Raw genomic sequence first — 19,636 nt, forward strand, 5'->3', positions numbered from 1 at the left:
ATATGACAGCGTCTACGGATATGAGCGCATCACCGAATAGGGGGGAAGGCTAGATGTCTGATAATCACCATTCAGATGGCTGGTTTGATAAACCAGAAAACGTAAGAAAAATGTTAAGAGTTTTTTATGTTATCTGCGGACTGTTAGTTTTGGTTGATTTTATCGTGCACAGGCATGTCTACCATGACTGGGAGAACATCCCGGCCTTTTATGCAATTTATGGTTTTGTGGGTTGTGTCGTTCTGGTACTGATAGCCAAAGAGATGCGGAAATTCCTGATGCGTGGGGAAGATTACTACGATGAATAGTGTGATACCGTTTCTTCCTTTGATGTTGGCTGCTCTGGCGGCCATTGTGCTGCGGGGGTGGTTGCGTAATCTGATAATGATAGCAGCTCCCATCCTGGGTGCTGTGAACCTGATGGGGATGGAGCAGGGTGTGTTCTGGTCCCTTGACTTTATGGGTTATGCCATGGAGCCGGTCAAGGTAGATAAACTCAGCCTGATGTTTGGCTACCTCTTCCATCTTGCCTCTTTGATTGCTGTTATTTATGCGCTTCATGTTAAAGATACTATCCAGCATGTGGCAGGCCAGGCTTACGCAGCAAGTGCTGTAGGGGCAGTCTTTGCTGGCGATCTGCTGACGCTGTTTATATTCTGGGAACTGCTCGCACTGACCTCGGTATTCCTTGTCTGGGCTCGCCGGACGGACCGTGCTTACTCTTCTGGCATCCGTTACCTGATCATTCAGGTATTGTCTGGTGTCTTGTTGCTCGTCGGTCTTTTGATTTTCGCCCAGGTAAATAACAGTTTGTTGTTTACTCAGATCGGCTTGCAGCATGAAGGTATAGCCCAGGTTGGTGCCTGGTTAATTTTCTTTGCCTTTGGTATCAAGTGTGCGTTCCCGTTTGTGCATAACTGGCTAACCGATGCTTATCCTGAGGCGACTCCAAGCGGTACGGTTTTCTTAGCTTCATTTACTACAAAGGTTGCCGTGTACGCCTTCGCCCGGGGTTTTCCTGGTGAGGAAATTCTGGTCTGGATAGGCGTCACTATGGCGTGTTTTCCAATATTCTTCGCCGTAATCGAAAATGATTTGAGGCGTGTACTGGCTTACAGCCTGATCAACCAGATCGGCTTTATGATAGTGGGCATTGGTATCGGTACTGCTATCGCCTTAAATGGTGCCGTAGCTCACGCCTTTAATGACGTTATCTTTAAAGGCCTGTTGATGATGAGTATGGGAGCAGTCTTGCATATGACTGGTAAAATCAATGGCTCTGAGCTGGGTGGTTTATATAAAAGTATGCCCAAAACCACCGTGCTCTGTATTGTCGGTGCAGCCTCTATCTCAGCTTTTCCACTGTTCAGCGGTTTCGTCTCTAAGTCGATGATCATGGCTGCTGCTGTTGCTGAAGGCTATGATGTGGTTTGGTTGTTGTTACTGTTTGCTGCTGCCGGTGTATTCCACCACGCAGGAATCAAGATCCCTTACTTTGCTTTCTTTGCTCATGATTCGGGTATTCGTACAACAGAGCCGCCTAAAAATATGCTTGTTGCGATGACATTAGCAGCCATAGCATGTGTTGTTTTAGGTACTTTCCCAGCCCAGACGGTTTACGCCCTGTTACCCTGGGAGCATAGCTATCAGCCCTATGATGTTACTCACGTGTTAACTCAGCTTCAGTTGCTGTTTTTCTCAGCGCTCGCTTTTGTATGGCTGAATCTGCGTAATATGTATCCACCTGAGCTTCCATCGACCAATCTTGATACTGATTGGTTATATCGTAAGCTTGCGCCTGCTTTTGTAACAAGGCTTGCGAGTGCAGTCTACGGTTCATATGCCAGCTTTGAGAAGTCAGTGGCTATTTCGATCAGGCATATGGTTCAGAATTCATATGATTCAGAGTCAGGCAAACCTAAAGGATATTTTGCAAGGCTCTGGCCAACCGAAACCATGGTCGTTTGGGTAGCGGTACTGCTAGCGATTTATCTGATATTTTATTACATACATGATCTGTTGTAATCATCCTGAGAGCATCAGTTTAATATCACCTGAATCTTGCGATAGACTCCTGTAGGAGCTGATTCCAGCAGCGATTAGAGGAATAATGATGTAACAGATATAAGCTGTGTTTGTATTGTAGGAGCCGTGCCTGCCCCCACAGTGATAGGGTCTTGTATGACTGCATTCCGCGCCAATTTACCTTTGATTTATATCTACCTGGATATATGATTCAGGATATGTTGTTGGCATGGATGCGGCCCCGCCTACTGGGAAGTAGGTACTATCTCTCCGTAATAAAATTTTTTTCATGTTTAAAATTGGGAAGAGTAGATGAACATCGCAATAGCTTTGCTACAGCGTGCTTCGAAAGGTAAAACCGTTTTAGCGTTGTTTGTTCTGACTAACCTGATTTATGGTGTGATACTGGGCTATTCAATCCCTTTGGTGCTAAGTTTTTCTCCGGATTCTATTCTGTTTGATATGTCTCCAGCGGGATATAGTTACGAGCAAGCGGTTGATCTATTACAGTCGCTGAGAGCTGAAGGACGGAATGCATATTTAAGCGTTCAGATACCTTTGGATTTTGTCTATCCAGGGATGTTTGCAGTTTCCTATACTTTGCTCTTCACGTGGATACTCAAGCAGTACCTTCCTCTTGGTTCAACGCTATTCGCTCTATCGTTTATTCCTCTTTTAGCAGGTGCGTTTGATTACCTGGAAAATCTGGGCATTATCCTAATGCTTAATGAATATCCTGACGTATCTGAAATAGTTGTGAGTATTTCTAGTGGCTTCACTATTGCGAAAAGTGGTTTTACGACAATTTTCTTTGTGCTGCTAATTATCGCTTTAGCTGTACTTATCGTGCGGAAGGTAAGAAAGAACTCTGCAGTTTCATGAGGTTGGGTGTGCTCATCACGGCATAGACGAGAGTTGGTAGAAGAATATTCTTTTTCGAGAATCTTACATCGTTAAGCCCTTCAAGATTGTCTTCGTTTTAATGCGCTTATTAGTGCTAAAATGCCCGCCAATTCAAGGCGCCTACAGTCTGTTCCTAACGCCTATTTTGTATTAAACGATTTCGGAAAGAGTATTCAAATGGAAATCAAAGTAAATTTTTTAGAAAATCTCAGGCTTGAAGCAAAGTTTGATGATTTCACCGTTACCGCGGACCAGCCTATTCGTTACAAAGGTGATGGTTCTGCGCCTAGTCCGTTTGATTACTTTCTGGCTTCGTCTGCGCTCTGTGCAGCGTACTTTGTAAAGGTTTACTGTAAGGCGCGTGATATTCCGACTGATGACATCAGGTTGTCACAAAACAATATTGTGGATCCGGAAAATCGCTATAACCAGATTTTTCAGATACAGGTTGAGCTGCCGGAATCTATTTCTGAAAAAGACCGTACCGGTATCCTGCGTTCAATAGATCGCTGTACGGTTAAGAAAGTGGTACAGGCGGGCCCTGACTTTAAGATCGAAGAGGTGGAGGATCTGGATACCGATGCTTCGATTATGGCGACAGGGATTACGGCTGAGGGTCACGAGACCCGTATTCTGGGTAAAGACCTTCCGCTGGAGCAGACCATCGCCAATATGACTGGTGTGCTGGAAGCGCTGGGCATGAAAATTGATATCACTTCGTGGCGAAATATTGTCCCCAACGTCTGGTCGCTGAATATCCGGGATGCTGCATCAGAGCTTTGTTTTACCAACGGTAAAGGGGCTACCAAAGAGAGTGCGCTCTGTTCTGCATTGGGCGAGTTTATCGAGCGCCTGAGCTGTAACTTCTTTTATAACGATCAGTACTTCGGTGAAGAGCTGGCTAATGCAGAGTTTGTTCACTATCCCAATGAGCAATGGTTTCCACTGACCGAAGATGATTCGATTCCTACCGGGTTATTGGATGATTACTGTCTGGAGATCTACAACCCGGATGGTGAGCTGAACGGCTCTAACCTGATTGATACAAATTCAGGTAATGTTGAGCGGGGTATCTGTGCACTGCCGTATCAGCGCCAGTCTGATGGTGAAACCGTTTGGTTCCCCTCCAACCTGATGGAAAACCTGTTTCTCAGTAATGGTATGAGCGCGGGTAATAATCTGTTTGAAGCAAAGGTTCAGTGCCTTTCTGAGATTTTTGAGCGGGCGGTTAAACGTCAGATCATTGAACAGGAAATTGTCCTGCCGGATGTGCCAGAGGCTGTGCTGGCGAAATATCCCGGTATTCAGGCGGGGATTAAGGGCCTTGAAGACCAGGGCTTCCCGGTACTGGTTAAAGACGCCTCGTTGGGTGGTCAGTTCCCGGTCATGTGTGTCACGCTGATGAATCCGCGGACCGGTGGTGTATTTGCTTCGTTTGGTGCCCATCCTAGTTTTGAAGTTGCACTGGAACGTAGTCTGACCGAGTTACTACAGGGGCGCTCATTTGAAGGGCTGAATGATGTCCCCAAACCGACCTTTAACAGTCATGCGGTAACTGAGCCTAATAATTTCGTGGAACACTTTATTGATTCTACCGGGGTGATCTCCTGGCGTTTCTTCAGTGACAAGGCGGAGTATGAGTTTGTTGAATGGGATTTTTCTGGTTCTAACGAAGAAGAATGCAACAGTTTGATGGCTATCTGTGAAGCGCTGGGTAAAGAGGTGTATGTTGCCACTTTTGAGGACTTTGCGACTGACAGCTATCAGACCGCTGCCTGCCGGATTCTGGTGCCGGATTACTCCGAAGTCTATCCGGTGGAGGATCTGGTATGGGACAACACCAATAAAGCGATCTACTTCCGCGAAGATATCCTCAACCTTCATCGTCTTGAAGATGAGCAATTGGCTGAGCTGGTGGAACGGCTGGAAGAGAGTGAAGAAGATAACTACACAGAGATTAAAACGCTGATTGGTATCGAGTTCGATGAGAATACCGTCTGGGGACAGCTCACGGTTCTGGAACTGAAAATCCTGATCTATCTGGCGCTGGAACAGTTTGAAGAGGCGCTGGAGCTGGTGGAGAGCTTCCTGCAGTACAACGATAATACCGTCGAGCGAGGTATGTTCTATCAGGCGATGAGTGCCGCTCTGGAAATATTACTGAGTGATGAGCTTGAGCTTGAAGATTTCAGCTATAACCTGTGTCGCATGTTTGGTGATGAGGTAATGAGCGCTGTAGTGGGGACAATAAATGGCGACCTGCGTTTTTATGGCCTGACGCCCACCAGCATGAAGCTGGAAGGTTTAGATAAGCACCTGAGATTGATCGAAAGTTATAAGAAACTGCATAAAGCCCGCGGCGCCCGATGGGTGGAATAAATCTATTAATGATGACGGTGTAAAGTAAAACCCAGTGCTCAGGACTGGTTTTTTTCTTTCTAAAAGCCAGAGTGGGTAAACGGATAAGTCTCTGTTACAAGAACATGGCAATCTTTAAGGGTTTACTGTCGCCGAGCCACATAACGTATTTGGTGTGATCATCAAGATCGTTTCCGGTTATTGGATGAAGAAAAACGGTCAGGCCGTTTCTATTCAGTGTCAGCCACGGCAGTACTTCACCAATCTTTTTAGCATCAAAGGAGAGTTGGCAGCTCCACTCGGTGTGCGGTCCAACCGGTTTTTGATGAATCCTTCCCATAGACACGCCCAGGACGGCATGGGCTTGTTGACATAATTCAGTCGCCTGGTCGAGGCTCTGTGCGTCGAAATAGACGTGAGCATGATAGGCTGAAATCTCTGTAGATGTTTGTGTCATGGTAATACCTGAATTTGTCGGCGGTGGCAGATCATAGATGAATGCGATTTATTGAAGCAATTATTATCGTATAACTAAAGCGCAGCAGGCAATAACAGTCAGGTAATAAAAGATCATGGCGGAGGGCCTTTGACGCAGGAAGGCCACAGGATATAGTGTGTCATGTTAAATTTCAGAGATCATAGGAATGCTAAATGAATAAGACCCATGTACAGGTATCACTGACACTGGATGCTGCTTTGGTGATCGCTCAGGCGGCCATTAGTAAAGGCAATGAACTGGGCGTTAAACTAAATGCTGTAGTAGTTGATAGTGCCGGCAACAGGCTGGTTTCGTTGAGAGAGCCGGGTGCTGCAATGCCGGCGATGGACTTTGCTGAAAAGAAAGCTTATACCGCTGCAAACTTTAAAATACCAACTGAGAAATGGTCTGCTGTATTAGAGGGGCAGACTGTTCTTGCCAATGGTTTGGCGCAACATGAAAAAGTAGCGCTTTTTGGGGGTGGATTGCCGGTGTTGAGCGAAGGCGTTGTTGTCGGAGCTATAGGGGTTTCAGGTGGTAAGGTAGCCGAAGATATTCAGTGTGCTGAAGCGGGAATTGAAGCGCTTAATGCGCTTGCTTAAACCGTAAGGATCTTCTTTCATTACTGAGCAGAGCGGCAGAACGGGTCTTCAAAGCTGTAGTAGAAACTGACGCAATGGTCAGTTTCTACTAAGGCTTCAGGCTGTACGGCTCTGTTCTCTGAGCTGTAGATACTTTTTACTGAGTCGGTCTTCTGTTGTGCAGATACTTAACAAATCATCGATGAAATGGTTAAGTGCACGCTGCTCAATCTGTTTGATCTGCTGCTGTTGTGTCTCATTGAGCATGTGATACATAGTAGCTGCACCAAAATCACCTACGATGATGTTGGCCTCCTCATCAAACAGGGCGTTATGCGCGTATAAGTCGCCATGGCACACCTGGTTCAGGTGTATATGTGCAAATACACTTTTCATTTGAGTAACAATTTTTTCAATTTGCTCAATGGTTAAAGTGAAGCCAAGTGGAAAGTTATCCCGTGTGCAGCTTTGAAAGCAGGGGGGTAAGCCTAAATTACTGTAGTGGGAAGGTATCAGCTCCATCAGTAATGCTAAATAGCCGCTTTCATTTACCTGTGCCAAAGACTTAACTAAATTCGGATGATGGCCCGCTTTCAGACAGGCTTGTAATTCGTCTTTTGGGTAGCCGTCACTGGTGATCTGTCCCTTAAATACTTTAACGGCAATTTCATCAGGGAAATTAGACGGTTGTTCATTCCAGTGAGCCTTTGAAATAATGCCTGACGCGCCGCGGCCAAGGATCTCTTGTAATGAGTAGCTGGATGATGGTATTTCTGGAACTGAGTGGGTATTTTCATCTGACAGGCTAAATGGGTTGCCCGAAAAGGCCAGCCATGCGAGTTTAGGCAGATTTAGCAATTGATCCGGGCACTCAGCTAACTGGTTAGCTGAAATACGCACTAACTCAAGGTTTTTCGACTGAGCTAATGTTTGAGGCAGCTGTGTTAAACGATTACCCGCTAACGCCAGTTTCTGCAGTCGGGGGCGCTCGCCTAAAGAGTCAGGTAGTGTGCTTATCTGATTGTCGGTTAGAATGAGCCAGCGTAACTCTGTCGGCAATGAATTCTCAGGAACATGGCCAATTTTGTTTGATTTAAACCCTATCATCTCTAAGCTGGCACATTGCCCGAGCGCTTCCGGCAATGTTTCAAAATGATTGTTTGATGCAAATAATATTTTAAGCTTTCGCAGCTGAGCGAGTTCTTTTGGTAATGAGGTCAGCTCGTTGTTGGAAAGGTCAAGAATTTCTAAGGTATCAGCAAGAGATAGGATTTCCAGAGGGAACGATGTTAGGTTTTCTGATAATGTTAAGTGCTGAATGCCTGATAATTTGCCAGATTTAAGTTCAGAAAGCGTATGCAAAATGGTAAGTTCCTGCTGAAGTTAACTACAAAAAATTACGCTAGTTTACTAGAAAAAAGATCAATGAGTGTAGTCTGGTCGTCGAGAGAATTGTAAATATAGCTATTTATGTTTGTCCGACGGAATTGGCTGGCTGTAGCCGCTTGTCACAAGTAACTAACCAGTCATTTTTCTGTTTAAATGTTTACCCGCTCTACATGCCCGTTAATAAGAGTAATAGTTACATCACAATAGTTTATTTAATCCAAAACCCCTGATTCTGAAGAGCTATAAACCGACACTATGACCAGAAAAATATTGTCTTTGAAAACAAAGAGAAACAAAGACACAAAACCTGTGGATGACGAGACCCGGGACGAGTGTCAGGGTGACCCGGAAAAACGTTTTATGAGTGGTGTCGCTATCCATCCTGCTCCGCAGATCTGTCTGGAGTCGGGTTCTCAACAACTCTCTATGCGAGCGATGGATCTGATCACGCCCATCGGAATGGGGCAGCGGGGGCTGATTGTTGCTCCGCCAGGGTCTGGAAAAACCACTACGTTAAAGCATATTTGTCAGGCAGTGGGTAAGGCTTATCCCGAGATAAAGCTATACGCGTTACTTATTGATGAGCGTCCGGAAGAGGTGACCGATTTTAAGCGTAGCGTGACGGCACAAGTGCATGCCTCATCTTCGGATGAAAGCTATGCTCAACATGTCCGTGTAGCAAATGACCTGCTTAAAGTTGCCCGAAAAGAAGCGGGTGAAGGTCATGATGTAATGATTGTGATTGATTCTCTCACAAGGCTTTCGCGTGTACATAATGCAGAGCGGAAGAGTAGTGGCCGGACGATGTCGGGTGGGGTTGATGCCAGAGCGTTAGAGATCCCCCGGAAACTGTTTGGTGCAGCCAGAAATATTGAGAATGGCGGATCGCTTACGATTTTGGCGACCGTGCTTGTCGATACAGGAAGCCGGATGGATCAGGTCATATTTGAAGAGTTCAAAGGCACCGGTAACATGGAAATTGTTCTATCACGGGAGATTGCTAATTACCGGGTTTTTCCCGCACTGGATATTGCCAAAAGCAGCACCCGGCGGGAGGAGCTTCTGTTGAATGCGAAAGATATTCAAAACATCAGGGCATTGCGAAGGGGGCTCACACATCTTAAGCCTGTCGAGGGAGCCAGAAAGCTGGTTGAATTATTAGAGCAGTTTCCAACAAACGCAGAGCTGTTGAGCGCTACCTCAAGCGATTAGACACAGTGATATTACTATTTGACCTTTCATGGTTACCTCTGGATGAGAGAGAGTATGAGCGAGATTAAATTTACCAAAGACGAGACCGATCAGATCGTGGCGAAGGTGAAGGCCTACTTCAATGATGAGCTGGGGCATGAAATCGGTGGCTTCGAGGCGGAGTTTCTGATCGATTTTTTTGCGAAAGAGATAGGCCCTCAATTCTATAATCGTGGTTTATCTGATGCGCAGAGGTTGTTCGCAGAAAAGTCTGATGAGTTGGGGTATTTGATTGATGAGCTTGAAAAGCCAACGCTCTGACGTTGCTGAGATCATTCTGGTATTTGTCAGCTGCACCAGAGGCATCATAATTGACGCAGGTAATAAATGAGATCATGAATATCCGGCTAGCTAGTAGTAAGGATCGCGCTGGTATCCAGCGTGTGTATCAGTCTGCCTTTTCTGAAGATGAGGCTATCATCGTTTCAGAACTGGCGGTTGAATTGATTGATGAAAATGCTACCCCGCCGATATTCTCGTTTGTTGCCGAAGCAGCAGGGGAGATCATCGGTCATGTTGCATTCAGTCCAGTCAAAAGTGATGACGCTGAAAACTTCCTTGGCTATATTTTAGCGCCACTGGCTGTCCATCCAGATTATCAAAAGCGCGAGGTTGGCTCGCAATTAATTGCTCAGGGCATGCAACAGATATCAAGTATGGAGGTCCATGTTGTTTTTGTTTATGGGGATCCTGGGTATTACAGTCGTTTTGGTTTCAGCGCTGAACCGGCCTGCCAATACGCACCAGGATACCCGTTGGAATATCCATTCGGCTGGCAAGCAAAAGTATTGAGTAAGTATGAAACTGATAAATCGCCGCTAGCGATAACCTGTGTGGCCCCTTTGTGTGACCCCGATTTATGGTAAGTGGTCTTTAGCGCTGACTGACAGCTCAGCAAAATCGCTATTGATCTTCATTGATGAGAAATCGCTCAACGATAAGCTTTAAGTTTGCGCTTAAATCTCCGCAATCATCTGGCTGATCTGCTAAACTCGCGCCTATTCTAATGTATGGATATTGGTTATGAGTTTCGCGTCATTTGGTTTGAATCCCGCTTTACTGCAGGCTATTGAAAGTAAGGGTTATAGTCAGCCGACCCCGATTCAGTCAGAAGCGATTCCTGCCATCCTGAACCGACAGGATGTGATGGCCGGGGCTCAGACAGGTACCGGCAAGACAGCCGCGTTTGCATTGCCAATCCTTCATTTGTTAGAGGCTTCAGAAGAGGTCAATGCTCGTGTGCAGGCGTTGGTGTTAACGCCAACCCGGGAGCTGGCTCAGCAAGTGGGTAAGAGCTTCCAGCAATATGGCGCGCATACATCACTACGTACGGTAGTCGCTTATGGTGGTGTGAGTATCAACAATCAACTCAGTGTGGTTAAGCAAGGGGTGGATATTCTGGTCGCCACGCCTGGGCGATTGATTGATCTGCTTGGTCGTCAGGCGATTGATCTGAGTTGTTTGTCGTTCTTTGTCCTGGATGAAGCTGACCGGATGCTGGATATGGGGTTTATAGATGATATTAAGCGCATCCTCCGATCCGTACCGGAAACCCGTCAAACGCTATTATTCTCAGCAACATTTGATGACGCCATTTTTAAACTCAGTCAAAAGTTATTACATGATCCGGCTTTGATTGAGGTAGATCAGCGGAATGCAACGGCCAGTCAGGTCGAACAGATTGCCTACGAAGTTGATAAGCACCGTAAACGTGAAATCACCTCTTTTCTTATTGGCTCTAAAAACTGGCAGCAGGTACTGATCTTCACCCGGACCAAAAAAAGTGCAGATGATCTGGCCAAAGAGATGTGCAAAGATGGCTTAAAAACGGAAGCGATACACGGCGATAAGTCACAAGGGGCGCGTGAACGTGCATTGGAAGGGTTTAAAGATGGCTCAATTCGGGTGCTGGTGGCGACGGATGTTGCTTCACGTGGGTTAGATATTCCGCAGCTCAGTTATGTTATTAATTACGAGTTACCGCACAACGCTGAAGACTATATTCATCGTATTGGCCGTACCGGACGGGCGGGCGAAACGGGGCTGGCTATTTCCTTGCTCAGTGCTGATGAAACCTGGTTACTGGATGAGATACATAAAATTATCGACACCCGGCTAATGCAGCAATGGTTACCAGGATATGAACCTAGTCTTGAACAGGATTTTGCTCAAAAGCCTAAGGCCGGGCGCGGGAATCGAAATAAAAACCGGGGTCGATCACGACGACGTTAGGATGTGCTTGAATCTGTAAGGTTGGGAGGTTTGGCTGATGTTGCAAAATTTTCTTTTCTTATTAATTGTTTCGCTTCCCGTTGTTGGCTTTATCTCGATGTGCCGTTCATTCCTCTGTGCATACCGAAGTTATAAAGCTAGCAAAGTAATCCAGGTCATTATTTGTGCTGCCTTTGTCTTCATAATGCTAGCCGTGCTGGCGTTCGATCTGGTGGTGCTGTTTGGTTATGGCGTTGCGCATACCGGGAAAAACAGCACAAATGATTTCATTGTTCTCATGGTTACTGTCATTCCTACTTATGCCGCCGCTTATGGTCTCTGGCTAATATGTCGTTATATGGAAAAACCGGTGTTTAATTGATTAAGAGGTAGGCCAGGCTTACCGACTTACCATAGTGAGATGTTTGCGGCAGGGGCGATGATTAAAGGTGCTGAAAATTTAGCCTTATGGATATGGAATCATAAATACTTACTAGGTATCATAAGGTTATCGTATCGGAGACGTTTATATGAGTTACACTTTACCTTTGCCAGCCGAAAAGAAATTATTGGTAACGTACCGGGTAGAGTCGGGCTGTCTTGGGCCTGAGGGTGAGTGTTACGTGCCTGCTTTTTGTGACTTCGCGCAAGGTAAGATTCAATCTTTTAATTCTGACTTTATCGCCTGGAATATAATCTCCAGAGAAGACAAACAACAGCCTGAAATTCAATATAACCTTGCCAGTAAAAGAGTGAATAGCTCGCAGGCGACGCGTTACTTTGCGCTTTTCGGTCAAAGCCTGGAACAGTTTGAAGCGGATCTGGCTGAAAAGCTCGCAGAGCTGATCGATGAATTTATGGGGCACTGAACGGATCCTGCTGCCTAATATAAACTCTTATTACCTCTTCAATTTTATTCCTTGTTTGGCCTTTAGTTGACTCTCTTTATCTGATCTGTTCCTCTCTTCTTCTATAGCTAAAATCGTTGGTGTAACAGGAAATACATAGTGCAGGATATTTTAGACGAAATTGTTGCAACAATCGGGGCTAGTGACAGCCGTGGTCAGCCGGCAAATTATATACCGCAGTTAGCCTGTATCGACCCTAATCAGTTTGCTATCACCGTAGCTATGGCTGATGGGCGTGTTTATAGTGCCGGCCACAGTAATCAACTGTTCTCTATTCAGAGTATCTCTAAGGTTTTTACCTTGACGATTGCGTTAGGAAAGCTTGGGGATTCGGTCTGGTCTAAGGTAGGTCGTGAACCGTCTGGAGACCCTTTTAACTCTATTGTGCAGCTTGAGCATGAGCACGGAAAACCTAGAAATCCATTCATTAATGCGGGTGCGATAGCGATTGCCGATGCGATTCTTATGGGTCATCAGCCGAAAGAAACATTGGCAGAAATTCTCCAGTTCGTCCGCTTTATTGCCGACGATGACAGCGTTAGTATCGATGATAAAGTTGCTCAGTCGGAATTGGCGACCGGGGATCGTAATGCTTCGTTAGCTCACTTTATGGCTTCTTTTGGTCGCCTGGATAACCCTGTCGATTGTGTTCTAGGGACTTATTTTCATCATTGCTCAATTGCGATGACGACTGAACAACTGGCGAAAGCAGGTTTGTTTTTGGTGGATGATGGCCGCAACCCGGTAACCGGTGCCCGGGTTGTGTCTCCACAACGCGCCCGAAGAATTAATTCCCTGATGTTGATGTGCGGTCATTATGATGGCTCCGGTGAATTTGCCTTCCGTGTAGGCCTGCCCGGTAAGAGTGGTGTGGGCGGTGGTATCTTAGCGATCGCGCCAGGTAAAGCTTCGATCGGGGTGTGGTCCCCGGGGTTAGATGATGTTGGTAACAGTAAGCTGGGTACCGAGGCGCTGGAGAAGCTGGTGGAGCATACCGGCTGGTCTATTTTTGGTTAGTAAAGTGTAAGCTGCCATTTACGCTGAAAATTAGTGAATCTCCTGAGTGATTTGTGCTCATACGTGTTAAAGTGCGCCGATTATTACTGGCATTATCTGGCAGCTGCTAAGTTACCGGCAAGCCTGTTTCACTTTATGGAATCATTATGAAAAAGACGTTTAAGTTGTCTCACCCAAAGCTGGCTGTTGCAAGGCATGTTGATGCAATCAAACACGAAGTTAAAAAGTACATAAAAAGAGAGCGTAATAAGGCGCTGTCTGAGGGTGTTGATTACTGGGATTTTGATTGCCGCTTTGGTGCAGATGAAGCGTCGAGTGAAGTCATTCATCTTTCAGAAATTAGTAAATATATTACGCAGGCTGAAGCAGATCAGGTCGAGTCTTTTTATTTAGAAATCATGGCTAAGCCGGGGTATCGCAACCAAAAAGCAGATTGAGCTGTTTGTAGGACTTGTACTCAGAAACGCAGCTTGCATATTGATACTCAATGAACACATATCAGGGGCGCTCTATGAATTTGGATAAAGCAAAAAAGCGTATTGCTAAGTACGTCAAGAAAGGTTTCAAAGGCTATCCGCAAATAGCGCTGAGTTATTTTGGTGAGACCTCTGATATTGCTACCCAGGTGAGTGTTCAGTTTGTGTTAGAAGAGGGGGCTGAGGTTCAGGAGCAGCGCTTCAGCGGTGAAACTGATGTCAGAGAAGATGATGTTATTCAATCTGCTATCGTGAAAATTATAGAGCGTGCTGAAGTTCAAACGGTATTGGTGTCCGATACTGTCTTAATTCTTGAATAATTTAGACATTTTTTAGTAGTCTCTCAAACCGCTAATTTTCTATACACGAAAAAAAAGCACTGGCCGTCAGGTCAGTGCTTTTTTTATGCCCCCGGCTTCATCTGCATGAAACCGGGTGAGGAAGCTGTTATTTAATAAATAACATTTCACGATACTTAGGCAGAGGCCACAAGTTATCGGCAACCAGTGTCTCAAGCGTATCAGCCGAGGCGCGTACTTCCAGCATCAGACCGCATACGTCTGAAGCAAGGAAGTTCATGTGAGCTTCTTCTGAATCGAATTCAGCTTCCAGGGCGGCGCTCAGTTTCTCAACAGATGCCATCATAGCCGATGCGGTCTTGGCAACGCGATCTGCGGGAGAGTGCTCTAGTTGCAGACCGGTAGAGGCGATGCTGGACAGGTAGTTGATAGCGGCTGGGTAGATCATGGTAGTCGCCATCTCTACAACCAGCTTAGCTTCTACTTCGATTGACAGAACATACTGTTCTGCATAGACCTCAAAACGACTAGCCAGCTCAACAGGGCTTAAAACGCCAGTGCTTGAGAACAGCTCAATCACTTCAGGGGTCTTGAAAGCTGGAAGCGCGTCAGCAGTGGTAGGGATGTTCTTAAGGCCACGCTCGTCAACGGCCTTTGTGTGCCACTCAGATGAATAGCCGTCACCACCAAACACAACGTTACTGTGCTCTTCCATCAGCTCTTTCAGCACAGCGAAAACCGCTGCTGTTTTGTCAGAGTTGCTTTGCAGTTCAGTTTCCAGCTTAGCAGCGATCCACTCCAGTGAGTCAGCCAGCATGGTATTCATGGCTACCAGTGGGCCAGAAACTGACTGAGAAGAACCTACTGCGCGGAACTCAAAACGGTTACCGGTGAAAGCGAACGGTGAAGTACGGTTACGGTCACCTGAATCGCGATCAAACTTAAGAATCTGAGACAGCCCCAGATCCATCTGACCGCCGGTGGTAGGAACGTGTAGTTCACCAGTGCGGATGTCATCAAATACTTTTTCCAGTTGTGTGCCCAGATAGACAGACAGGATGGCTGGAGGTGCTTCATTGGCACCCAGACGGTGATCGTTGGCTGCGGAAGCGATTACTGCACGCAGTAGTGGTCCAAATTTGTGCACTCCGCGAATTACTGCACCACAAAAGAGCAAGAAATTCAGGTTTTCGTTTGGAGTACAGCCTGGATCAAGCAGGTTGCCCTGGGTTGCGTTACCTACAGACCAGTTTACGTGCTTGCCTGAGCCGTTTACGCCAGCAAATGGCTTCTCATGTAGCAGGCAGATGAAGCCGTGAGCTTTTGCAGTACCTTTCAGGAGAGTCATCATCATTTGCTGATGATCGGCAGCAACGTTGGCTGCTTCAAAGTAAGGCGCAATTTCAAACTGACCAGGCGCTACTTCGTTGTGGTGAGTTTTTGCTGGGATACCCAGGCGGTAAAGCTTGTCTTCCAGGTCTTGCATGAATACCTGAACTCGCTCTGGGATAGCGCCGAAGTAGTGGTCATCAAACTCCTGGCCTTTGGCAGGTGATGCACCAAAGAGTGTTCTGCCTGCTAATAGCAAGTCAGGGCGCGCGTTTGCAAACTTCTCGTCTACCAGGAAGTATTCCTGCTCAGCGCCACAGCTGGAGTTCAACGTAGCAATTTCTTCTTCGCCCATCAGGGTCAGAACTTTCTGTGCTGCAGCGTTCATTGCTGAATTTGAACGCAGCAGAGGGATCTTCTTATCAAGCGCTTCACCGGTCCATGACATGAATACGCTTGGGATCATCAATACAGCGCCGTTAGCGGTATGCATCATGTAAGCTGGGCTGGTAGGGTCCCATGCGGTATAACCACGGGCAGCGTTGGTCATACGCAGGCTACCGTTAGGGAATGAAGAGCCGTCTGGCTCACCCTTAATCAGCAGGCTACCGGTGAACTCGGTGATAGCGCCGCCATCAGAGTTAGTAACAACAAAGCCATCATGCTTTTCAGCAGTGGCGTTGGTCATTGGGTAGAAGATATGAGAGAAAAACTTAGCGCCTCTGGTCATGGCCCAGTCTTTCATTGCAGCAGCAACCATATCAGCGACAGCAGGCTCTAGAACTGCACCGGACTGTACGGTTTTCTTGATCGCTTTGAATGCAGACTTAGAAAGTGACTCTTCCATCTGCTCTAAGCCAAATACATCGCATGCCCAGATATCTTTAAGCGGCTTTGTCATTGATGTTTCAAATGGCGCTGCGTTGGTGATTTCGTTTATCGCGTTCAAACGAGATTCATTTCCGCTCATATACTTCCCCTGACTATCCAATATTTGTTTGTGAACTTTGGCATCGGTTGATTGTGACAACCGAATAAGCCAATAGCTAGCAAGCTATTGCGTGTTTAATAGCAATAATCAAACCAACTTATAAAAAAATGTATGTTTATCGTTATTTTTTTGATGATGAAGGTGTTCTGGATGTTAGAAGGGGGCCGCTTTAGCCCATTTTGACTGCTTGTTTAGTAGGGGGTGTTATCAGCTTTAATGGGGTTCTGTTGATCTGAAAGTCATATATACCGGTACTTACGAAGTGTTGGGCAAGGTTGTTGTTAGCAGTTTATCTGACGTGCAGCGTCATCGCCGTCAATGTTCTTAGTAAAGGAAGGTTGCTGAGGCAGTATTGCACTGGTTTTTTTCAGTGTCTTTAAGGAGACTGTGATTTTATGATTTTATCGCACCATTCTGGTGCGATGGTTTTATGGGGCCATTTCGGTATTGAGCCGGCGGAATGACGAGTTCCGCGGCTCAATGTCATGGCTATTCAGAGAACCAGCTTTGTGAGTCCCATCACGGCAAGGTAGCCAACGGTGTAGGCGATCAGTAGCCAATGGATAAAACGCAGGTAAGAGATGAAAGACAGCTCTTCAAGTTTGCTTAGCGCGATAACCCCCGCGGCAGAGCCGACAATCAGAATCGATCCACCGACACCGACCGCATAAGTCAGCCCGAGCCATTCGGCCTGTGTCATATGGATATCGGATTGAAGGATGGCTGCGGTTAATGGGACGTTATCAACCAGTGCCGAAAGGATGCCGATAAAATAGTTGGCAAAGGCGGGCGGCATGTATGTATAAAGCTCTGGTAACAGTTCAAGTACTGACAGTTCTTTTAACATACCCACAAGAAGTAAAACGCCAAGGAAGAAGAGCAGCGTGTCGAATTCGATTTCGCGTACGTACTCAAGCACATTGGGGTTTTGTTCTTTACGGAACAGAATTTGATGGACAATAAACATCAGTGCCAGGCCAAACAGGAATGTCAGTACCGGTGGGACTGAGAACATAACGCTCAGGTACAGCGTGCTGAGGATGGTCAGCAGGAAGAGCGCAGCAATAAGCTTATCCCGTCTGCCAATAGGGCGCTTAAACTTAGGCAGTGTGATTATCTCGTTGCAGCCTTGCATCAGAATCAGCGCAAGGATTGCGACCCCTGCAATAGCTGGCAGAACTAAAAGCATCAAATTCAGAATCGTTACTTTCCCGTTCAGAAAGATCATTAGGGTGGTGACATCGCCAGTAATCAGTGAAACGCCGCCGGAGTTGACGGCAAAGACAATCAGCGCGGCAAACTTGAGCGTATCTTTTTTCTCAAGCTTAAGGGAGGCGAGCAGTGAGAGCATGATAAGAGATGCGGTGATGTTATCAGCCAGAGATGAGAATAGCAGGCCGAGTAGCGCTATCAGAATCATTAGGGTGCTGAGTTTTAACTCGCTGGGCAGCATTCGATAGACCAGCTGGGTGATCAGGCCTTTTTCGTTAAGGTAGGCTACGAATGTCATTGCGGCCATCAGAAACAGCCAGAGGACGGCGATATCGAGTAGTTGTTCGTTTAGCGCTTCCTGGATGGCCTGGGGAGATTTTTCAGGAAAGACAAAGGCCAGGATCCAGACCAGGGTGCCAATAAAGAGGGTGGACTTCGCTTTGTTAAGGTGAACAACATCTTCAAAAACGATCAGTAGAAAGGCGAGGGTGATCAGACCCAGCAATAGATAATGCATCTCTGGTTCCTGTAGTGGAATTATTCAGGCGGCTATTCTCCATCTTTGTATCAGATGAATACAATAGTGATATCGCGCTGTAGGATAAGGTTTTCGGATTAATACTTTCGTGTTGATGTGGTCTTGGCTTGCTATTGATTCGATGTCAGAATAAGGGTAATTACTTATTGTAACGCTTAGGCTGCAGTTGTCGCCAGCAATAAGTATTAAACGATTATAAAGATAGGGATAATGCAAATGTCAGATTCACGCCTTTTTTATATTGATGGTCGCTGGGTTGAGCCAGCTCAATCGAACGATTTTGAAGTGATTAACCCTTCAACAGAAGAGGTGTGTGATGTTATCTCTTTAGGTGCTGAAGCCGATACCAATGCCGCTGTTGAGGCAGCGCGACGGGCTTTTGATAGCTGGAGTCAGACATCAAAAGATGACCGGGTTGCTCTGCTAGAAAAACTACTATCTATCTACAGTGACCGGGCTGATGAGATGGCTCAGGCTATTTCTACTGAGATGGGTGCGCCGATTGCCTTGTCGCGTACCGCTCAGTGTGGTGCTGGCGCTGCGCATATTAAGAATCTGATTCGTGCACTGAAAGCCTATGAGTTTGAGCGTCCATTAAATGACCGTGCGTTGGATAACCGAATTGTCCATGAGCCTGTCGGTGTCTGTGCGTTGATCACGCCCTGGAACTGGCCGATGAATCAGGTGACGCTGAAAGTGGTCGCTGCACTGGCTGCCGGCTGTACTATGGTGCTTAAACCTTCAGAGATCTCTCCGCTTTCATCTATGCTGTTTGCTGATATGGTTGATCAGGCAGGATTCCCGGTGGGGGTGTTTAATCTGGTTAATGGTGACGGTATGGGGGTGGGGTCTCAGCTTTCAGGGCACGCAGAAGTGGATATGGTTTCGTTTACCGGATCGACCCGGGCGGGTATCGCCATTTCTAAAAATGCCGCTGATACAGTGAAGCGCGTCGCGCTCGAGCTTGGGGGTAAGGGTGCCAATATTGTGTTTGCTGACGCTGATGAGAAAGCGGTTACCCGGGGTGTACGTCAGTGCTTCAATAATAGTGGTCAGTCTTGTAATGCGCCAACCCGGATGCTGGTGGAGCGCAGTGCCTATGATCAGGCGGTTCAGGTAGCAGCAGACGTCGCCTCCAAAACCACAGTTGATCTGTCTGAGATCGATGGGCGGCATATTGGTCCCGTCGTTTCGCAGCTGCAGTATGACAAGATACAAGCGCTGATTGAGAAAGGCATTGCTGAAGGTGCTCGTCTGGTAGCTGGTGGTCCGGGTAAGCCTGATGGGCTCGATAAAGGTTACTTTGTTAAGCCTACGGTGTTTGCTGACGTGAATAATCAGATGAGTATTGCCCAGGAAGAGATATTTGGCCCGGTGTTGACGATCATTCCGTTTGATACCGAAGAGGATGCTATACGTATCGCCAATGATACGCCCTACGGATTAACGAACTATCTTCAGACGCAGGATGGTGAGAAAGCTAATCGCGTTGCCCGTAAGCTGCGTTCAGGCATGGTGCAGATCAATGGTACATTCCTGGCGGGCGGTTCGCCCTTCGGTGGCTATAAGCAATCAGGAAATGGCCGCGAAGGTGGTGTCTGGGGGCTGGAGGATTTTCTTGAGGTGAAAGCGATCTCTGGCTGGAGTTAACTAAAACGAAACACCATATT

19 protein-coding genes are annotated in these 19,636 nt (G+C 46.6%); 15 read left to right on the top strand and 4 right to left on the bottom strand.

Features of this window, described 5'->3' with window-relative positions; genetic code table 11:
- Nucleotides 1-53 precede the first annotated feature (53 nt).
- The 4 genes from AMJAP_RS07990 to AMJAP_RS08005 all read left to right on the top strand — a co-directional run bounded on the left by AMJAP_RS07990 (nt 54) and on the right by AMJAP_RS08005 (nt 5,307).
- On the top strand, nt 54-308 hold the full coding sequence (locus tag AMJAP_RS07990) for a hypothetical protein (RefSeq protein ID WP_019621739.1): 255 nt from the start codon (nt 54-56) through the stop codon (nt 306-308).
- The gene (locus tag AMJAP_RS07995) at nt 301-2,025 is read left to right on the top strand and encodes a Na(+)/H(+) antiporter subunit D (protein ID WP_019621740.1); all 1,725 of its coding nucleotides are present in this window, start codon (nt 301-303) and stop codon (nt 2,023-2,025) included. The genes AMJAP_RS07990 and AMJAP_RS07995 overlap by 8 nt, the downstream gene beginning before the upstream one ends.
- 312 nt (nt 2,026-2,337) lie before the next feature.
- Nucleotides 2,338-2,907: a hypothetical protein gene (locus AMJAP_RS08000; protein WP_019621741.1), complete on the top strand. Its 570-nt coding sequence runs from the start codon at nt 2,338-2,340 to the stop codon at nt 2,905-2,907.
- Nucleotides 2,908-3,105: 198 nt separating this feature from the next.
- Entirely contained in the window at nt 3,106-5,307 is a 2,202-nt protein-coding gene (locus tag AMJAP_RS08005; protein WP_019621742.1) for an OsmC domain/YcaO domain-containing protein, read from the top strand.
- A 94-nt stretch (nt 5,308-5,401) separates the two neighbouring features.
- Here AMJAP_RS08005 and AMJAP_RS08010 read toward each other — a convergent pair whose 3' ends face one another.
- Nucleotides 5,402-5,743, bottom strand: a complete 342-nt coding sequence (locus AMJAP_RS08010; protein WP_019621743.1) for a DOPA 4,5-dioxygenase family protein — start codon at nt 5,741-5,743, stop codon at nt 5,402-5,404.
- 194 nt (nt 5,744-5,937) lie between these two features.
- On the opposite strand from AMJAP_RS08010, the gene AMJAP_RS08015 reads away from it, so the two are divergent.
- A complete protein-coding gene (locus AMJAP_RS08015; RefSeq protein WP_019621744.1) occupies nt 5,938-6,366 on the top strand; it encodes a GlcG/HbpS family heme-binding protein in 429 nt (142 codons plus the stop codon).
- A gap of 96 nt (nt 6,367-6,462) precedes the next feature.
- Here the strand turns inward: AMJAP_RS08015 and AMJAP_RS08020 are convergent, their stop codons facing one another.
- A complete protein-coding gene (locus tag AMJAP_RS08020) occupies nt 6,463-7,707 on the bottom strand; it encodes a leucine-rich repeat-containing protein kinase family protein (protein ID WP_019621745.1) in 1,245 nt (414 codons plus the stop codon).
- Between the two features lie 282 nt (nt 7,708-7,989).
- On the opposite strand from AMJAP_RS08020, the gene rho reads away from it, so the two are divergent.
- The 9 genes from rho to AMJAP_RS08065 all read left to right on the top strand — a co-directional run bounded on the left by rho (nt 7,990) and on the right by AMJAP_RS08065 (nt 13,917).
- A complete protein-coding gene (gene rho / locus AMJAP_RS08025; RefSeq protein WP_083935325.1) occupies nt 7,990-8,946 on the top strand; it encodes a transcription termination factor Rho in 957 nt (318 codons plus the stop codon).
- A gap of 54 nt (nt 8,947-9,000) precedes the next feature.
- Nucleotides 9,001-9,246 carry a DUF2164 domain-containing protein gene (locus AMJAP_RS08030; protein ID WP_019621747.1) on the top strand — a complete coding sequence of 82 codons (246 nt, stop codon included), beginning with the start codon at nt 9,001-9,003 and terminating at the stop codon, nt 9,244-9,246.
- Between the two features lie 74 nt (nt 9,247-9,320).
- The gene (locus tag AMJAP_RS08035) at nt 9,321-9,851 is read left to right on the top strand and encodes a GNAT family N-acetyltransferase (protein ID WP_019621748.1); all 531 of its coding nucleotides are present in this window, start codon (nt 9,321-9,323) and stop codon (nt 9,849-9,851) included.
- Between the two features lie 157 nt (nt 9,852-10,008).
- Nucleotides 10,009-11,217 (top strand): DEAD/DEAH box helicase, encoded by a 1,209-nt coding sequence (locus tag AMJAP_RS08040; protein WP_019621749.1) that lies wholly within the window; start codon nt 10,009-10,011, stop codon nt 11,215-11,217.
- 37 nt (nt 11,218-11,254) lie between these two features.
- The gene (locus tag AMJAP_RS08045) at nt 11,255-11,578 is read left to right on the top strand and encodes a hypothetical protein (RefSeq protein WP_019621750.1); all 324 of its coding nucleotides are present in this window, start codon (nt 11,255-11,257) and stop codon (nt 11,576-11,578) included.
- Nucleotides 11,579-11,726: 148 nt separating this feature from the next.
- Nucleotides 11,727-12,065 (top strand): hypothetical protein, encoded by a 339-nt coding sequence (locus AMJAP_RS08050; protein ID WP_019621751.1) that lies wholly within the window; start codon nt 11,727-11,729, stop codon nt 12,063-12,065.
- 138 nt (nt 12,066-12,203) lie between these two features.
- A complete protein-coding gene (locus tag AMJAP_RS08055; protein ID WP_019621752.1) occupies nt 12,204-13,121 on the top strand; it encodes a glutaminase in 918 nt (305 codons plus the stop codon).
- A 146-nt stretch (nt 13,122-13,267) separates the two neighbouring features.
- Nucleotides 13,268-13,558, top strand: coding sequence for a DUF6172 family protein (locus tag AMJAP_RS08060; RefSeq protein WP_019621753.1), 291 nt, complete (start codon nt 13,268-13,270; stop codon nt 13,556-13,558).
- A 74-nt stretch (nt 13,559-13,632) separates the two neighbouring features.
- Nucleotides 13,633-13,917 (top strand): hypothetical protein, encoded by a 285-nt coding sequence (locus tag AMJAP_RS08065; protein WP_019621754.1) that lies wholly within the window; start codon nt 13,633-13,635, stop codon nt 13,915-13,917.
- Between the two features lie 127 nt (nt 13,918-14,044).
- On the opposite strand, the gene AMJAP_RS08070 is transcribed toward AMJAP_RS08065, so the two are convergent.
- Both AMJAP_RS08070 and nhaD read right to left on the bottom strand, forming a co-directional pair.
- Nucleotides 14,045-16,195, bottom strand: coding sequence for a glutamine synthetase III family protein (locus tag AMJAP_RS08070; RefSeq protein ID WP_019621755.1), 2,151 nt, complete (start codon nt 16,193-16,195; stop codon nt 14,045-14,047).
- 514 nt (nt 16,196-16,709) lie between these two features.
- Nucleotides 16,710-17,945, bottom strand: coding sequence for a sodium:proton antiporter NhaD (nhaD, locus tag AMJAP_RS08075; protein ID WP_019621756.1), 1,236 nt, complete (start codon nt 17,943-17,945; stop codon nt 16,710-16,712).
- A 237-nt stretch (nt 17,946-18,182) separates the two neighbouring features.
- On the opposite strand from nhaD, the gene AMJAP_RS08080 reads away from it, so the two are divergent.
- Nucleotides 18,183-19,616, top strand: a complete 1,434-nt coding sequence (locus AMJAP_RS08080) for an aldehyde dehydrogenase family protein (RefSeq protein ID WP_019621757.1) — start codon at nt 18,183-18,185, stop codon at nt 19,614-19,616.
- The last annotated feature ends 20 nt before the right edge of the window (nt 19,617-19,636 follow it).

It is taken from the genome of Amphritea japonica ATCC BAA-1530, assembly GCF_016592435.1.
Classification (GTDB): domain Bacteria; phylum Pseudomonadota; class Gammaproteobacteria; order Pseudomonadales; family Balneatricaceae; genus Amphritea; species Amphritea japonica.

Coding starts and splice junctions, on each gene's coding strand:
- AMJAP_RS08010 (WP_019621743.1), bottom strand. CDS start 5,743: ATGACACAAACATCTACAGAGATTTCAGCCTATCATGCTCACGTCTAT.
- AMJAP_RS08035 (WP_019621748.1), top strand. CDS start 9,321: ATGAATATCCGGCTAGCTAGTAGTAAGGATCGCGCTGGTATCCAGCGT.
- AMJAP_RS07990 (WP_019621739.1), top strand. CDS start 54: ATGTCTGATAATCACCATTCAGATGGCTGGTTTGATAAACCAGAAAAC.
- AMJAP_RS08065 (WP_019621754.1), top strand. CDS start 13,633: ATGAATTTGGATAAAGCAAAAAAGCGTATTGCTAAGTACGTCAAGAAA.
- AMJAP_RS08050 (WP_019621751.1), top strand. CDS start 11,727: ATGAGTTACACTTTACCTTTGCCAGCCGAAAAGAAATTATTGGTAACG.
- AMJAP_RS08080 (WP_019621757.1), top strand. CDS start 18,183: ATGTCAGATTCACGCCTTTTTTATATTGATGGTCGCTGGGTTGAGCCA.
- rho (WP_083935325.1), top strand. CDS start 7,990: ATGACCAGAAAAATATTGTCTTTGAAAACAAAGAGAAACAAAGACACA.
- AMJAP_RS08040 (WP_019621749.1), top strand. CDS start 10,009: ATGAGTTTCGCGTCATTTGGTTTGAATCCCGCTTTACTGCAGGCTATT.
- AMJAP_RS08005 (WP_019621742.1), top strand. CDS start 3,106: ATGGAAATCAAAGTAAATTTTTTAGAAAATCTCAGGCTTGAAGCAAAG.
- AMJAP_RS08060 (WP_019621753.1), top strand. CDS start 13,268: ATGAAAAAGACGTTTAAGTTGTCTCACCCAAAGCTGGCTGTTGCAAGG.
- AMJAP_RS08070 (WP_019621755.1), bottom strand. CDS start 16,195: ATGAGCGGAAATGAATCTCGTTTGAACGCGATAAACGAAATCACCAAC.
- nhaD (WP_019621756.1), bottom strand. CDS start 17,945: ATGCATTATCTATTGCTGGGTCTGATCACCCTCGCCTTTCTACTGATC.
- AMJAP_RS08000 (WP_019621741.1), top strand. CDS start 2,338: ATGAACATCGCAATAGCTTTGCTACAGCGTGCTTCGAAAGGTAAAACC.
- AMJAP_RS08015 (WP_019621744.1), top strand. CDS start 5,938: ATGAATAAGACCCATGTACAGGTATCACTGACACTGGATGCTGCTTTG.
- AMJAP_RS08045 (WP_019621750.1), top strand. CDS start 11,255: ATGTTGCAAAATTTTCTTTTCTTATTAATTGTTTCGCTTCCCGTTGTT.
- AMJAP_RS08030 (WP_019621747.1), top strand. CDS start 9,001: ATGAGCGAGATTAAATTTACCAAAGACGAGACCGATCAGATCGTGGCG.
- AMJAP_RS07995 (WP_019621740.1), top strand. CDS start 301: ATGAATAGTGTGATACCGTTTCTTCCTTTGATGTTGGCTGCTCTGGCG.